This is a genomic window from Kitasatospora sp. NPDC094016, assembly GCF_040304045.1.
In the GTDB taxonomy this organism is placed as follows: Bacteria; Actinomycetota; Actinomycetes; order Streptomycetales; family Streptomycetaceae; genus Kitasatospora.
On the sequence record NZ_JBEOUK010000017.1, the window covers coordinates 1 to 15032 of the forward strand.

The 15032-nt window shown below is 72.9% G+C and carries 15 protein-coding genes; 5 read left to right on the forward strand and 10 right to left on the reverse strand.

Going from position 1 to position 15032, the window contains the following annotated elements; genetic code table 11:
- Positions 1-113: 113 nt before the first annotated feature.
- From ABT015_RS17980 to ABT015_RS17990, 3 genes are all read right to left on the reverse strand, one after another.
- Positions 114-917, reverse strand: a complete 804-nt coding sequence (locus ABT015_RS17980) for a DUF3710 domain-containing protein (RefSeq protein ID WP_350880047.1) — start codon at positions 915-917, stop codon at positions 114-116.
- Positions 918-986: 69 nt separating this feature from the next.
- Positions 987-1454 (reverse strand): dUTP diphosphatase, encoded by a 468-nt coding sequence (gene dut / locus ABT015_RS17985; protein ID WP_350880049.1) that lies wholly within the window; start codon positions 1452-1454, stop codon positions 987-989.
- Entirely contained in the window at positions 1451-2029 is a 579-nt protein-coding gene (locus tag ABT015_RS17990) for a PaaI family thioesterase (protein WP_063351415.1), read from the reverse strand. The genes dut and ABT015_RS17990 overlap by 4 nt, the downstream gene beginning before the upstream one ends.
- 135 nt (positions 2030-2164) lie before the next feature.
- On the opposite strand from ABT015_RS17990, the gene ABT015_RS17995 reads away from it, so the two are divergent.
- A complete protein-coding gene (locus tag ABT015_RS17995; RefSeq protein ID WP_350880051.1) occupies positions 2165-2614 on the forward strand; it encodes a DUF3093 domain-containing protein in 450 nt (149 codons plus the stop codon).
- A gap of 286 nt (positions 2615-2900) precedes the next feature.
- Here the strand turns inward: ABT015_RS17995 and ABT015_RS18000 are convergent, their stop codons facing one another.
- The 4 genes from ABT015_RS18000 to ABT015_RS18015 form a co-directional block, all read right to left on the reverse strand.
- Positions 2901-3200: a DUF4193 domain-containing protein gene (locus ABT015_RS18000; protein WP_030057692.1), complete on the reverse strand. Its 300-nt coding sequence runs from the start codon at positions 3198-3200 to the stop codon at positions 2901-2903.
- A 473-nt stretch (positions 3201-3673) separates the two neighbouring features.
- Positions 3674-4657: an acyl-ACP desaturase gene (locus tag ABT015_RS18005; protein ID WP_350880053.1), complete on the reverse strand. Its 984-nt coding sequence runs from the start codon at positions 4655-4657 to the stop codon at positions 3674-3676.
- 239 nt (positions 4658-4896) lie between these two features.
- A complete protein-coding gene (locus tag ABT015_RS18010; RefSeq protein ID WP_350880055.1) occupies positions 4897-6180 on the reverse strand; it encodes a sensor histidine kinase in 1284 nt (427 codons plus the stop codon).
- A gap of 118 nt (positions 6181-6298) precedes the next feature.
- Positions 6299-6952: a response regulator transcription factor gene (locus ABT015_RS18015; protein ID WP_063349384.1), complete on the reverse strand. Its 654-nt coding sequence runs from the start codon at positions 6950-6952 to the stop codon at positions 6299-6301.
- A gap of 442 nt (positions 6953-7394) precedes the next feature.
- On the opposite strand from ABT015_RS18015, the gene ABT015_RS18020 reads away from it, so the two are divergent.
- On the forward strand, positions 7395-7580 hold the full coding sequence (locus ABT015_RS18020; protein WP_030057688.1) for a hypothetical protein: 186 nt from the start codon (positions 7395-7397) through the stop codon (positions 7578-7580).
- A gap of 141 nt (positions 7581-7721) precedes the next feature.
- Here ABT015_RS18020 and ABT015_RS18025 read toward each other — a convergent pair whose 3' ends face one another.
- A complete protein-coding gene (locus ABT015_RS18025) occupies positions 7722-8540 on the reverse strand; it encodes an inositol monophosphatase family protein (RefSeq protein ID WP_350880058.1) in 819 nt (272 codons plus the stop codon).
- A gap of 32 nt (positions 8541-8572) precedes the next feature.
- The gene (locus ABT015_RS18030; RefSeq protein ID WP_350880060.1) at positions 8573-9730 is read right to left on the reverse strand and encodes a ferrochelatase; all 1158 of its coding nucleotides are present in this window, start codon (positions 9728-9730) and stop codon (positions 8573-8575) included.
- A gap of 127 nt (positions 9731-9857) precedes the next feature.
- Here ABT015_RS18030 and ABT015_RS18035 point away from each other — a divergent pair, with 127 nt between their 5' ends.
- Both ABT015_RS18035 and ABT015_RS18040 read left to right on the forward strand, forming a co-directional pair.
- Positions 9858-11126 (forward strand): MFS transporter, encoded by a 1269-nt coding sequence (locus ABT015_RS18035; protein ID WP_350880062.1) that lies wholly within the window; start codon positions 9858-9860, stop codon positions 11124-11126.
- 104 nt (positions 11127-11230) lie between these two features.
- Positions 11231-12553: a D-arabinono-1,4-lactone oxidase gene (locus ABT015_RS18040; protein ID WP_350880064.1), complete on the forward strand. Its 1323-nt coding sequence runs from the start codon at positions 11231-11233 to the stop codon at positions 12551-12553.
- On the opposite strand, the gene ABT015_RS18045 is transcribed toward ABT015_RS18040, so the two are convergent.
- Positions 12554-13438, reverse strand: a complete 885-nt coding sequence (locus ABT015_RS18045) for a hypothetical protein (protein ID WP_350880066.1) — start codon at positions 13436-13438, stop codon at positions 12554-12556. It lies immediately after the preceding gene.
- A 517-nt stretch (positions 13439-13955) separates the two neighbouring features.
- Between ABT015_RS18045 and sepH the strand changes: the two genes are divergently transcribed.
- On the forward strand, positions 13956-15032 hold the full coding sequence (gene sepH, locus ABT015_RS18050; protein ID WP_079135886.1) for a septation protein SepH: 1077 nt from the start codon (positions 13956-13958) through the stop codon (positions 15030-15032).

Sequence of the window (15032 nt, forward strand, 5' to 3'; positions counted from 1 at the left end):
TTGCCCCCGCTCTCTCGCGGCGACTCCGGAACTGTACGGGGACAGGACCGCCACATGCAAATCGCCCCTGCCCAGGGTCCCGGGCAGGGGCGATCAGTGCGACACGGACCAGGTCAGCGGACCTCGGTGATCTCCGGACCGCGGGCGAACGGGTCGAGGGCCGCGCTGCCGAAACGGTTGTCGCCCTCCCCGGCCGCCGCAGCCGCACCGCCGCCGTCGGCGACCATCTGGGCGTCCTCGGGCAGCTTCAGCACGATCGGGTCGCGGGGCGCCATCGGGCTCTCGCCCCGGACGACGACCGTCTGCTGGAAGACCTGCTCCAGGATCCCGGCCATTTCCGGCTGCACGGCGGCCTGGCCCGAGATCACACCGCGCAGGAACCAGCGCGGGCCGTCGCAACCGACGAAGCGCACCAGCTGTACGCCCTGGGTGCCGTCCGGCAGCTGCACCGGGACCTGCGCGCGGAGGTGCCAGCCGAGCGGGCCCTCCTCCTCCTCGATGAGGCCGCCCTGCGCGGTGATGCCGTTGGCGATCTCCTCCCGGACCTCCCCCCAGATGCCCTCCGACTTGGGAGCGGCGAAGGCCTGCAGCTGGATGGCGCTGTTGCCGAGGACGAGGGTCGCGGCGACGATCGCGTCACCAGCGACCTCCACCCGCAGCTCCATGCCCTCGACACCGGGGACCAGCAGACCCCCGAGGTCCACTCGCCCCTCCTCGGGGTTCTCCAGCTCGGAGTGGTCCCACGGACCGTCCGGCCGCGGGGCCGGCGGCAGGCCGACCTTGTCGGACGGGTCCAGCTCGGTCACGTTCTCGCTCTCGGCGGAACCTTCGACGTCATCGGCCGTCTCGTCGGCGCTGATGGCGTCGTCGGCGAGCTGCTCGACAGCGTCCTCGCTCTTCTGGCGACGACGGAACACGGTCACTGTCCTTCCCGGTCCAAGACCGATGCGAATACCTGCTCGGCTTCCTGCGAGGCCGCGGGAATGCTAGACCGCGGCGTGGCCGCCGGTCGACCCGAACCCGCCCTCGGCACGTGCCGACCCAGGCAGCTCGGCCACCTCGTGGAAGCGGGCCTTCTCGACCTGCTGGATCACCAGCTGGGCGATCCGGTCCCCTCGGCGGAAGCTGACCCCCTCGCGCGGGTCCAGATTGACGACGATCACCTTGATCTCTCCACGGTACCCGGCATCGACCGTCCCCGGGGCGTTCACGAGAGCAACTCCGCAACGAGCTGCCAGCCCGGACCGGGGGTGGACGAAGGCCGCGTAGCCGTCCGGGAGGGCGATCGCGATGCCGGTGGGCAGGACGGCCCGCTCACCGGGGGCCAGCTCGGCGTCCACGGTGGTGCGCAGATCGGCTCCCGCGTCGCCGGGCTGCGCGTAGGCGGGCAGCGGCAACTCGGGGTCGATGCGCCTGATCAGGACGTCCAGCGGCGGGCGGGGGGTGTTGCTCAAGGGTTCACCTCAAAGGCTCGTGCGCGCTTCATCAGATCCGGGTCGTCGAGGACCTTCTCGATGTCCTCGGGACGACCGTGCGTGGTGAAGTGTTCCAGCTTCACCTGGATGAAGAGCGCCTGCGCACGCACCGCGACCGGTCCGTCGGGGCCGCCGATGCGCGCCTCGGCGGCGCTGTAGATCTTGCGGCCGTGGACGCCGGTGACCCAGGCGCGCAGGTGCAGCACCGAGTCGACCGGGACGGGGCAGAGGAAGTCGGTCTCCAGCCGGCCGGTGACGGCGGGGGCGTGCAGCAGCCAGTTGAGCGTGCCGAGGGTCTCGTCCATGGCGGTGGTCAGCACTCCGCCGTGGGCCAGGCCCGGGCCGCCCTGGTGGACGTCCCGGACGGCGAACTCGGCGGTGACGTCGAGTCCCTCGCCGGCGACCGCGTCGATCCGCAGCCCGCCGGGGTGTTGCGGTCCGCAGCCGAAGCAGTGCTCGTAGTGGGAGCCGAGCCGGGTGCCGGGGGCGGGCGCCTCGGGGGCGCGCGGCGGCAGCACGGCGTCCGGCGGCGGGGTGGTCGGGGACGGCGGCAGCGCGGGCGCCGGCCGGTCGGCGGGGGCGGTGGGGGTGGTCGAACCGGTCACGGGGCCCCAGCCTACCCAGGGGTAGGCGCGCGGCCGGTGGGGGTGGCGTCCCGGCACCGGCGTCAGGACGCCCACAATGGGGGCATGTACGACGAACGCCTCACGGTGCCGCGCTCCTGGTGGCTGCTCCCGGTCGCGACCGGGCTCACGCTCGCCCTGATCCTGCTGCGGGTCAGCGGTCTGGCCGCGCTGGTCGGGCTGGTGGTCGGCATCGCCGCCGGCGCGGTCGCGATCAGCAGCTACGGCTCGGTCCGGATCCGCGTGGTGCAGGGCTCACTGGTGGCCGGGCCGGCCCGGATCCCGGTGGACGCCCTGGGCACCGCGCACCCGCTGAGCCCCGCCGAGGCGGTGGCCTGGCGCGGGCCGAAGGCCAACCCGCGCGCCTTCATGCTGCTGCGCAGCTACGTCCCGACGGCGCTGCGGATCGAGGTGACCGATCCGTCCGACCCGACGCCCTACCTCTACCTGTCGACCCGCTCGCCGATGAAGCTGGCGGAGGCGCTGGAGGAGGCCCGTCGCGGCGCCCGCACCTAGGGCGCCGGATCCTGCCGGCCAGCACCTGGCGGAGGGCCCGCGCACGCCCGGGGGCAGCCCCGGAACGCGCACAGGCCCGAAAAACGGAGAGGGACGGTTCCGCTGATGCGGGACCGTCCCTACGACTTTGTGCCGGCCGACGTGCTCATGGCCGACTCCGTCCTCCCGGTGCCGTCCGTCAGGACGGCTCCCGGACCTGCCGTCCGGCCCCGCTGCCCGGGGCCGGAAGGGGCGCTGTGCCGGCCCCGCGGAAGCCGCGGGTGCCGGGCCCTGTCCGCCGCGGTGCTCAGGCGCCGCAGTCCCGGCAGATCGGGTTGCCGTTCTTCTCGCTGTACAGCTGACTGCGGTGGTGCACCAGGAAGCAGCTCATGCAGGTGAACTCGTCGGCCTGCTTCGGCAGCACCCGGACCGCGAGCTCCTCGTTCGAGAGGTCTGCGCCCGGGAGCTCCATGCCCTCGGCCGCGTCGAACTCGTCGACGTCGACAGAGCCGCCGCCCTTGTCGTTCCGCCGAGCCTTGAGTTCCTCGATGCTGTCTTCGTTGAGCTCGTCGTCGGTCTTGCGTGGGGTGTCGTAGTCCGTTGCCATTGTTCGCTCTCCCCCTCCGGGTTTGTGCGGTGTGTGCGGTATCTCCAGCGCACGTAACGCATGGGGGGTCGGTCTTGTGCCCGACCCGAGGCGGAGATTTTGCCTTACTTCAAGCCCTGTTACTCAATCGACACTCAGCCAGGGGTCCGTTGGGGTGATCCACCAGGCTGTGGGAGGCCTCACGCTGGGCCATCGCCAGCCTCCTCCAGCATCCGCTCGGCGGCCACTCACAGTGAGCACGGGCCGCACTGATGCTCGCCCGTTCCCTTGCCCACCTGGGGTACCGGCCAATCATCCGGCCGGGTGCGGACCCGAAATCCGGTCACGGACTGCGATCGACACCCCTGTTCGGGTGATCACTCTCCGAGGTCGGGTGAAACCACGGAGCGACACGATGTGAGCTTGGTCACGTTCAGAATCTTCCAGGGCAAACCACGGAAAATCCACCCACTTCGGCTGCTCCGCCGAACACCCTAGTCGGCGCTCCGGCGCGCGGCCCGACGGGCCAGGATCGCGGCCTGGCGCTCCTCGAACTTGCGTGCCTGACCGTCCAGCCCGTCCAGGAAGACGCCGAGCTCGTTCTGCGCCATCAGACCCTCCGGGCCGAGGCCGCCGATCTCCATCACGCGCAGGTGGCGCAGCACCGGCTGCAGCACGTCGTCGTGGTGGATGCGCAGGTTGTAGACCCCGCCGAGGGCGATCTGCGCGGCGGCCCGCTCGAAGCCGGGGATGCCGTGGCCGGGCATCCGGAAGTTGGTGACCACGTCGGCCACGGCCCGCATGGCCTGGTCGGGGGCGATCTCCAGGGCGGCCTTCAGCAGGTTCCGGTAGAAGACCATGTGGAGGTTCTCGTCGTTGGCGATCTTCGCCAGCAGCTGGTCGCAGAGCGGGTCGCCGGCGTACTTGCCGGTGTTGCGGTGCGAGATGCGGGTGGCGAGCTCCTGGAAGGCCACGTACGCGACCGACTGCAGCATGCTGTGCGCGTTGTCGGACTCGAAGCCCTCGGACATGTGGCTCATCCGGGCCCGCTCCAGCTCCACCGGGTCGACGGCCCGGGTGGCGAGCAGGAAGTCGCGAATGGCTATCCCGTGCCGGCCCTCCTCGGCGGTCCAGCGGTGCACCCAGGTGCCCCAGGCGCCCTCGCGGCCGAACATGCTGGCGATCTCGTGGTGGTAGCTGGGGAGGTTGTCCTCGGTCAGCAGGTTCACCACCAGCGACACCCGGCCGAGCGGTGTCACCTGGGACTGCTCGACGGCCCAGGCGTCGCCGCCCAGCACGCCGTCGAAGTCACGGCCCTGGCTCCACGGCACGAACTCGTGCGGCATCCACTCCTTGGCCACGCCGAGGTGGCGGTTGAGCTCCTTCTCCACGACCTCTTCGAGGGCCAGGATCAGCCGGGCGTCGGTCCAGCCGGTCGATCCGAGGGAGGCGCTGCTCTGCACAGGGGCGATGGTCACGGTCTTGCTCCTGGGGGACGGCACGCGCGGGACGGGCGCGTTGGGCGGGCACGTCTGCGACGCACTTACGGTTCCGTAGGTTACGACACCGTAAGTTGCCCGGGCAGGAAATGACAAGCCGCCCCCGCCAGGCCTTATGTCGTCTTGACGGGCCTGACGGGGGCGGCGGTGAACGGTCGCTTACGGAGCGCGGCGGCGGGGAGGGCGCGGCGGGCCCGGGAGGGGCCCGGCGGGCGGGGTCAGGGGTTGGGGATCCGGACCCGCATGGTGAGGCCGCCACCGGCGCGCGCAGTGGCCTCGATGGTGCCACCGTGGGCGCGCACCACCGAGCGGACGATGGACAGGCCGAGCCCGACCCCCTTGTCGCTGCGGGTGCGGTCGGCGCCCTTGACCCGGCGGAACGGCTCGAAGATGTGCTCCAGCTCGTAGCCGGGCACCACCGGGCCGGTGTTGGACACCACCAGCTCGCCGCCGCCGGGCACCTCGGCAGTGGCCAGCTCGACCCAGCCGCCGGCGGTGTTGTACCGGACGGCGTTCTGCAGCAGGTTGAGCGCCAGCCGCTCCAGCAGCACGCCGTTGCCCGCGACCACGGCCGGAGCGAGCTTGGAGCGCAGCTCGACCTCGCGCCGGTCCGCCTCGGCCCTGGTCTGCTCCAGGGCGCGGGTGGCCACCTCGGAGAGTTCCACCGGGCGGCGGTCGGTCAGCTCGTTCTCGCTGCGGGCGAGCAGCAGCAGGCCCTCCACCAGCTGTTCGCTGCGCTCGTTGGTGGCCAGCAGGGTCTTGCCGAGCTGCTGGAGGTCGGGCGAGGCGGCCGGGTCGGAGAGCTGGACCTCCAGCAGGGTGCGGTTGATCGCCAGCGGGGTGCGCAGTTCGTGCGAGGCGTTGGCGACGAAGCGGCGCTGGGAGTCGAAGGACCGGTCCAGCCGGTCCAGCATGTCGTCGAAGGTGTCGGCGAGTTCCTTGAGCTCGTCGTCCGGCCCGTCCAGCTCGATCCGCCGGTGCAGGTCGGAGGAGGCGACGTCGCGGGCGGTGCGGGTGATCCGGCCGAGCGGGCGCAGCACCCGGCCGGCCAGCGCGTAGCCGGCCGCGAAGGCGATCACGGCGAGGCAGACCAGCATCGTGAGCGACTTGCGCAGCAGGGTGTTGAGCGCCGAGTTGGAGCGCAGCAGGTAGTCGCCGGCCTGCTCCTGGTTGAACTGCGCGCTGTTCATCGGGACGCCGTTGACCCGCAGGCTGCCGTCGAACTGGAACGTGCGCGGCGCCAGGTTGTTCACGGCGTCCTGGAAGAACACGTACATCAGCAGCAGCAGGACCACGCCGGCCATCAGGAACATGCCGCCGTAGAGCAGGGTGAGCCGCATCCGGATGGTCGGCCGGAAGGGCAGCCAGGCGAGCATGCCGTCGCCGGGGGTGTAGCGGCCGGACTGGGGCGCGCGCGGGGGGTGCTGGGGCTTGGGCGGTACGGCGCGCGGGCCGCCGGCGGGCGCGCCGGAGGGCCCGCCGGCCGGGGGCGGGGTGGTCATGATGGTCCTCTCGGGGCGTCCGCCGGGGCGGGCGCGGGGTGGGGGTGGTCCGACCGGGTCCGGCGGCCGGATCCGGTGCGGTCCGCTCGGATCCGGTCAGGTGGTCCGGCGGGTCCGGTCAGATCCGGTAGCCGGAGCCCGGGACGGTGACGATCACCGGCGGGTCACCGAGCTTGCGGCGCAGCGTCATCACGGTGACGCGCACGACGTTGGTGAACGGGTCGGTGTGCTCGTCCCAGGCCTTCTCCAGCAGTTGCTCGGCGGAGACGACGGCGCCGCCGGCCCGCATCAGCACCTCCAGGACGGCGAACTCCTTGGGGGCGAGCTGGACGGTCCGGCCCTCGCGGATCACCTCGCGGCGGCCCGGGTCGAGCGAGATGCCGGCCCGCTCCAGCACCGGGGGCAGCGGAACGGTCGCGCGGCGGCCCAGCGCCCTTACCCGGGCGACGAGTTCGCTGAAGGCGAACGGCTTCGGAAGGTAGTCGTCCGCGCCGATCTCCAGGCCCTCGACCCGGTCGCTGATGTCGCCGGAGGCGGTCAGCATGATCACCCGGGTGGCCAGTCCCTGTTCGACCACCTTGCGGCAGACGTCGTCACCGTGGACCAGTGGGAGGTCGCGGTCCAGGACCACGACGTCGTAGTCGTTGACCGCGATGCGCTGGAGCGCGGCCTCCCCGTCGTACACCACGTCGACGGCCATCGCCTCGCGGCGCAGGCCGGTGGCGACAGCCTCGGCGAGCAGCTGCTCGTCCTCGACGACGAGAACCCGCACGATCGTTGTCCCTTCTCCAGGCCGGCCCCGGAAGCGGACGCGCGGCTCCGACGGTGCCTCCATCCTGCCTGGTCCGCCGGTAAAGCAGCGATAAGCTGCCGCTCAGGCACGGAGCGTTGGCGGCGGGTGGTGACCGTTCGTGCCGGGACCAGTCCGGTTGGACTGTGACACAGGCAACTTTCTCGGGCCGGAAGGTTTCCCCATCCCCCCGGCGGGGAGGACAGCTTCACACCCGCGATCTGGCTCTTGGCCGATCGCACCCACCCGCCGTGCGTTCATCCGCGCCGGCCCTGGGGCTGGGACGTCACCGGGAGCGGCCGAAGGCCGTCTCCGCGCTCGACCGGAGATTCACGACCTGCCGGACGGGGCGCTGCCGCTGGCCACACCTCCTCGGGGCGGAGAACGTACGACCGTGCACGTCCGACACAGTAAGGGGGCCCGTATGGACGCCTTCAAGGCCGGAATCCTGCAGCGCATAGCCAACGCCGAGCAGGATCTGCACCGCGCGATCGAGGCCGGGGACGAGTTCCTCGCCGAGGTGGAGCAGTCCGAGCTGGACGACCTCCGCCGGCTCGCCGCCGAGCACGGCGTGGACACCGTGCTGGAGCGCCACCGCACCGCCGCCTGATCCACCCGACCTTCCGACCCGACGCCGGACCTCCGGCACCAGCGGCCCTGCGGGGGTCGTGCGAAAAACCCAGGCCCTGGCATCCCCCGTATGCCAGGGCTCTTCGCTGTCCAGGGCCGTCCAGGGGCCCAGGGCGTGTCCTCAGTCGGCCCAGGCGCGCAGCGCGGCCAGCCGCTCCTGCAGCGGCTGGTACACGCCCGGCGCGGCGGCCACGGTCAGCTCGCCGTCCGGGCCGCGCCCGGGGCGTCCGCCGACCAGGGCCCCGGCCTCGGCCGCGATCAGGCAGCCGGCCGCGCGGTCCCAGGGGGCGAGGCCGCGCTCGTAGTAGCCGTCCAGCCGCCCGGCGGCGACGTCGCACAGGTCCACCGCGGCGGCCCCGCCCCGGCGGATGTCCCGCACCTCGGGCATCAGGGACAGCAGCACCTCGGCCTGGCGGGTCCGCACCGACTGGACGTAGTTGAAGCCGGTGCCGATCAGCGCCTGGCCCCACGGCGGGGCCGGGCGGGTGGAGAGCGGCCGGCCGTCGAGCCGGGCGCCGCGCCCGAGGACGGCGTGGAACAGCTCGCCGCGGGCCGGCGCGTACACCACGCCGACGACCGCCCGGCCGTCCAGCTCGGCGGCCACGCTGACCGCCCAGGAGGGCAGCCCGTACAGGTAGTTGACCGTGCCGTCGAGCGGGTCGACGACCCAGCGCACCCCGCTGGTGCCGGGCCGCTCGGCGCCCTCCTCGCCGAGGTAGCCGTCCTCGGGGCGGCGCTCGGTGATCAGTTCCAGGACGAGCTTCTCGGAGGCGAGGTCCATCTCGGTCACCACGTCGACCGGGCTGCTCTTGGTGCCGGCCACGCCGAGGTCGGCGGGCCGGCCGTCGCGCAGCAGGGCGCCGGCCTGCCGGGCCGCGTCCAGGGCGACCTCCAGCAGGTCGTCGAGGAGCCGGTCGTCGGGCAGGGCGGGAGTGGGCACGGGTCTCTCCTCCGGGAAAGCGGGACGGGCGGTCAGCGCTCGGCGGCGGCCGGGCGGGGGGCTCGCGGGTTGGGGCAGCAGGCCACCGCGCACACGTCGTGGCTGGGGCCGAGCGCGCCGAGGGCGCAGCGGGTCACCGGCTCGCCGCGCTCGGCGGCGGCCCGCTCCAGGACGAGTTCGCGCACCGCGGCGGTGAACCGCGGGTCGGCGCCGACGGTGGCGGCGCGGGCCACCGGCAGGCCGAGTTCGGCGGCCTTGGCGACGGCCTCGGTGTCGAGGTCGTACTTGACCTCCATGTGGTCGGAGACGAAGCCGATCGGGACCATCACCACGGCGGGCGCGCCGTCGGCGTGCTGGGCCTCCAGGTGGTCGCAGATGTCGGGTTCCAGCCACGGCGTGTGCGGAGCGCCGCTTCGACTCTGGAACACCAGCTCCCAGGGCCGGTCCGCGACGCCGGTGCGTTCGGCGACGGCCCCGGCGATCAGCCGGGCGACGTCCAGGTGCTGGGCGACGTACGCGCCGCCGGGGCGGCCGCGGGCCGGGTCGTCCGGGGCGCCGGAGGTCTCGGCCATGGCGTCCGGGATGGAGTGGGTGGTGAACGCCAGCCGGGCGCCGGCCCGGACGTCCTCGGGCAGCCGCGCCAGGGCGGCCAGGGTGGCGTCGACCATCGGCTCGATGAAGCCGGGGTGGTTGTAGAAGTGCCGCAGCTTGTCGACCCGCAGCTCGGGCAGGCCCTCCGCGGCGAGGGCGGCCAGCGCGTCGGCCAGGTTCTCCCGGTACTGGCGGCAGCCCGAGAAGCCGGCGTAGGCGCTGGTGGCGAGGACGGCGACGCGGCGGTGGCCGTCGGCGGCCAGTTCGCGCAGCGTGTCCACCAGGTAGGGCGCCCAGTTCCGGTTGCCCCAGTAGACCGGCAGGTCCAGGCCGTGCTCGGCGAAGTCCTTGCGCAGCGCGGCGAGCAGTTCGCGGTTCTGCTCGTTGATCGGGCTGACCCCGCCGAACAGGAAGTAGTGCTTGCCGACCTCCTTCAGCCGCTCCTTGGGGATGCCGCGGCCCCGGGTCACGTTCTCCAGGAACGGGACGACGTCCTCGGGGGCCTCGGGCCCGCCGAAGGAGAGCAGCAGCAGGGCGTCGTACGGCTGCGGCGCTGCCGGGGCGGCGCCGGACGGTGAGGGTTTGCGCGCGTCGGACATGGCACCGATCCTGCCATTGAGGGGCCGGAGCGCCCCGTCGGGGCCGCGAGGGTGTCCGGAAAATACTGTTTGCCAAGGTACGTAAGCTGTGTTGACCAGCCTCGTTCCTTACCCCCGCGGAGCTCCCGTGCTGTCCAGCTACCGCCAGATATTCGCCTCCCCCGGCAGTCTGGCCTTCTCCACCACCGGCTTCGTCTCCCGGCTGCCGATCTCCATGACCGGCATCGGCATCGTGACCATGCTCTCCCAGCTCAGAGGCTCCTACGGGGTGGCGGGCCTGGTGTCGGCGACCCTGGCGATCTCCGCCGCGCTGCTCGGCCCGCAGGTCTCCCGGCTGGTGGACCGGCACGGGCAGCGCCGAATAATCGTCCCGGCCATGGCGCTCACCATCGTCGCCGTGGTCGGCCTGCTGCTGTGCGCCCGGCTGAAGGCGCCGGACTGGACGCTCTTCGTCTTCGCGGCCGGGATGGGCGTCATGCCGAGCACCGGCGCGATGGTCCGCGCCCGCTGGGCCCACCTGTACCGCGACGACGCCCCCAAGCTGCACACCGCGTACTCCTTCGAGGCCGTCGTCGACGAGGTCTGCTTCATCGTCGGCCCGATCCTCTCGATCGGCCTGGCCACCTCCGTCTTCCCCGAGGCCGGCGTCCTGCTCGCCGGGGTCTTCCTCGCCGTCGGCGTCCTGCTGTTCGCCGGGCAGCGCGCCACCGAACCACCGGTCCACCCGGGCGCCCGGCACGTCGGCGGCTCGGTGATCCTCAACCGCGGCCTCCAGGTGCTGATCCTCACCTTCGTCGCCACCGGCGCGATCTTCGGCTCGGTCGAGGTCGTCACCGTCGCCTACTCCGAGACCCAGGGGCACAAGTCCCTCGCCAGCGTGATCCTCGCGCTGTGGGCGCTCGGCTCTTGCCTGGCCGGCGTGGTGTTCGGCACCCTCAAGCTCACCGGCTCGATGGCGGGCCGCTTCTTCGCCGGCGTCCTGTTCATGGCGCTCAGCATGGCGCCGCTGCTGCTGGTCGCCGAGTCGGTGCACGGAGTCGGCGGCCTGATCGCGGTCGGCGGCGCGCTGCTGATCGCGGGCATCGCCATCTCCCCCACCCTGATCACCGCGATGGCCCTGGTCGAACGGCTCGTCCCGGCCGCCCAGCTGACCGAGGGCATGACCTGGACGACCACCGGGCTCGCCCTCGGCGTCGCCGTCGGCTCCTCCGCCGGCGGCTGGGTGGTGGACGCCGCCGGCTCCGCCGCGGGCTACTGGGTGCCGCTGACCGCCGGGGTCTTCGGCGTGGTCACCGCGCTCGCCGGCCTCGGCCGCCTGCGCGCCGGGCTCGCCTCCGAGCAGGCCGCCGACGAGCCCGCAGAAGCGGCCGGACAGACCGTAGACCTCGGACGGTGAACTGACTAATCTCTCCCTACCCGCGGGCCTACCCGCGGGTAGGGCGGCCCCCACCGCCCCGGACCGCGCCGACCCCGGTCGGCCACGGAGCAGGAGGCGGCGCCATGCCCCAGGCCACTACCGCGACCCCCACCCGGTGGACCAACTGGGCCGGGAACCAGAGCGCCCGGCCCGCCCGGGCCGCCACCCCCGGCACCGCGGAGGAACTGGCCAAGGAGATCCTGCGCGCCGCCGAACAGGGCCGCACCGTCAAGGCCGTCGGCTCCGGCCACTCCTTCACCTCGATCGCCTCCGCCGGCGACGGCGTCCTGCTCCGCCCGCACGCGCTCACCGCCGTCCGCGAGATCGACCGCGAGGCCGGCACCATCACCGTCGAGTCCGGCCTCCCGCTCGCCCGGCTCAACCGGATCCTCGCCGCCGAGGGTCTCTCCCTCACCAACATGGGCGACATCGAGGTGCAGACCGTGGCCGGCGCCACCAGCACCGGCACCCACGGCACCGGCCGCGACTCCGGCTCGCTCGCCGCCCAGATCCGCGCCCTGGAGATCGTCCTCGCCGACGGCAGCGTCCGGCGCTGCTCCCCCACCGAGCACCCCCGGCTCTTCCAGGGCGCCCGGCTCGGCCTCGGCGCCCTCGGCGTGATCACCGCCCTGACCTTCGCCGTCGAACCGGCCTTCCTGCTCACCGCGCACGAGCAGCCGATGGCCTTCGACGAGGTGCTGGAACGGCTGGACGACCTCACCGCGGTCAACGAGCACTTCGAGTTCTACTGGTTCCCGCACACCGACCGCTGCGCCACCAAGCGCAACAACCGCAGCCAGGGCCCGGCCGCCCCGCTGCCCCGGTTCAAGGAGTGGCTGGAGGACGACTTCCTCTCCAACACCGTCTGGGAGGGCGCCTGCCGGGTCGGCCGGCGCTTCCCCGCCAGCATCCCCGCCATCGCCTCGCTGGCCAGCCGCGCCTGGTCCGACCGCAGCTACACCGACACGGCGCACCGGGTGTTCACCAGCCCGCGCAAGGTGCGCTTCGTGGAGATGGAGTACGCGGTGCCGCGCGCGGCCGTCGCCGGAGTGCTGCGCGAGCTGAAGGCCCTGGTCGAGCGCTCCGACTGGAAGGTCGGCTTCCCGGTGGAGGTGCGCTTCGCCCCCGCCGACGACCTCTGGCTCTCCACCGCCTCCGGCCGGGACAGCGCCTACATCGCCGTCCACCTCTACCGGGGCACCACCGACCAGGGCTACTTCACCGGCGTCGAACAGCTGATGTGCGCCCACCAGGGCCGCCCGCACTGGGGCAAGCTGCACACCCGGGACGCCGAGTACCTGTCCGGCGCCTACCCGCACTTCGGCGACTTCACCGCCCTGCGCGACGAGGTCGACCCGCAGCGCGTGTTCGGCAACGACTACCTGCGCCGGGTCCTCGGCGCCTGATCACGGGGTGGCGCCCCGGGTCGGCGCCCCGGGCTGCGACGGGGCCACGGAGGCGGGGGCGTTGCTCGGCACCGGCGGCTGCGGGCTCGCCCCGCCGCCGGTGCCGGAGGGCTTCCCGCCGTCCGCGGTCGGCGACGAACCGGCCGACGGCGTCGCGCTCGGACCCGCCGAGGGCGAGGCCGTACCGCCGCCGTGCTCACCGGCCCCACCGCTCGGGCCCGCGCCCGGGCCGGTGCTCGGTTCCCGGCTCGGCCGCGTCGTCGGCGGGGCCGAGGCGCCGCCGGACGGCGAGGGCTCCGAGCCGCGCCCGCCGCCGGTGGAGGGCCGCTCCGCCGGCGGCGTCTCCCGCGGGGCGGAGGACTTCGGGCTCACCACGCCGCCGAAGGAGGTGCCGTTGCCCGACTCGCCCTTCACCGTCGCCGACACCGGCTGCCCGGTGGCCAGTTCGAACGCCAGGATCGGCACCATCGCCACCACGAACACCAGCCCCGACACCGCCGCGTAGGTCTTCCAGGTCCACCGCCGACGCGCCCGGACCACCTGCGGCTCGTTCCACTCCGAGGAGATCGCCGAAGGCGCGGGCTCCACCGGATGCTCCGACACCTGGCGCAGCCCGTTCACGGCATGGCCGGGCCCCCGGTCCACCACCGCCTCGCGCAGCTGCTCGCCGGTGCGCCGGAAGATGTGCTGGAACACCGCACCGCCGGTGGTGGCCCCGACACTGACCACCGCCGCACCCAGGATCGTTCCGTACACGCCGAGTTCGGAGGCGAACAGCGCCCCCACCACCGTGGCCAGCGCACTCGCCGCGACCTGAGCCACACTCAGATCGATCCGCTTGCGCTCCTTCTTGCCGCCCTCCTCGGCGGGGCTCCGCTCCGGCATCAACATCCCTCGGTCCGTACGACTGTTCCTCGAACAAGTCACTCCATCTTGCCCAAAGAAGGACACAAGGGGCGAAAATGCGGTTCTCCGGCTCCGATATATGTGAAGATGATCACCGTTCACTCGCCGGTGGTCCGCCGTTGGGGGCATGCGCTCTTGAGATTCCCGTGAATCGCGGGAGACTTGAGCGGCGAGCCGCCCCTTCGGATGCCACGAATGGAGTACTGTTCGTAAAGCCTGAGCCTTGGGTCGACTTGTCGACTGCGCCCACACCGGCAGATTGACGAAGAGCCACGGAACAGGCACGCACGGCGACGCCCGTCCCGGACCGTCGCGAACACTCCGCGTGCGAGGACGGCCGGGGCACCCAGGTGCGACGTCGACGGATGGCGTGGCAAAAAGGCAACCGTGCCACAGCGGCGTGACCGGGCGTATGCCCGACACGCCGGGGAACTCAGCAAGGTTGTGGCCAGTCGCGATTGGGCAGGCCACACTCAGTACGGGAGCAGCGACGCAGGTGACGTCGGCAGGCACCACCCGGGAGGTAACCGTGCCCGAACTGCGGGTTGTGGCCGTCAGCAACGACGGCACACGGCTGGTGCTCAAGGCTGCCGACAGCACGGAGTACACCCTTCCCATCGACGAGCGGCTACGCGCCGCCATCCGTGGGGATCGTCCGCGCCTCGGCCAGATCGAGATCGAGGTCGAGAGCCATCTGCGGCCCCGGGACATCCAGGCCCGGATACGAGCCGGCGCCTCCGCCGAGGAGGTCGCCCAGGCCGCCGGCATCTCCGTCGACCGGGTCCGCCGCTTCGAGGGTCCGGTCCTCGCCGAGCGCGCCTTCATGGCCGAACGCGCCCGCAAGACCGCCATCCGCCGCAACGGCGAATCCACCGGGCCCCAGCTCGGCGAGGCCGTCGCCGAGCGGCTCGCGCTGCGCGGCGCCGAGAAGGACACCGAACGCTGGGACTCCTGGCGGCGCGACGACGGCACCTGGGAGGTCATCCTCGCCTACCGTGCCGACGACGAGGGCCGCAGCGCCTCCTGGACGTACGACCCGCCCCGGCGCCTGGTCCAGCCCAACGACGACGAGGCCCGCGCGCTGATCGGCGAGAACGTCGAGCGCGAGGAGGAGTCGGTCTTCCCGTTCATCCCGCGGATCGCCCGGCTCCCCCAGGACCGGCCGCCCCGCCCGATGATCGACCGGCCCTCCGCCGACCGCATCATGTCCGCCCGTGAGGTCCGCGAGTCCCGCGAGGCCACCGCCGAGTCCAGGGACTCCCTGACCAGCCTGCTCGACGTGGTCCCCGCCTTCCGCGGCGACCTCGCCGTCGGCCCCGCCCCGATCGAACCGGTGCCCGCAGAGGTCGCCGAGGAGAGCGAGGAGGCGGCCGCGGCCGCCGCACCGGCGGTCGGCGCGGGCTCGGCCTACGCCGACATCCTGATGCCGCGGGCCGTCGCCCCGCACCGCGAGCGCCTGGTCGGCACCACCGACCGCCAGGCCGAGGCGGACGGCGTCCGGCCCGGCCGCCGGGCCACCGTGCCCAGCTGGGACGAGATCGTCTTCGGCAGCCGGCGCAAGAAGCAGGAGTAA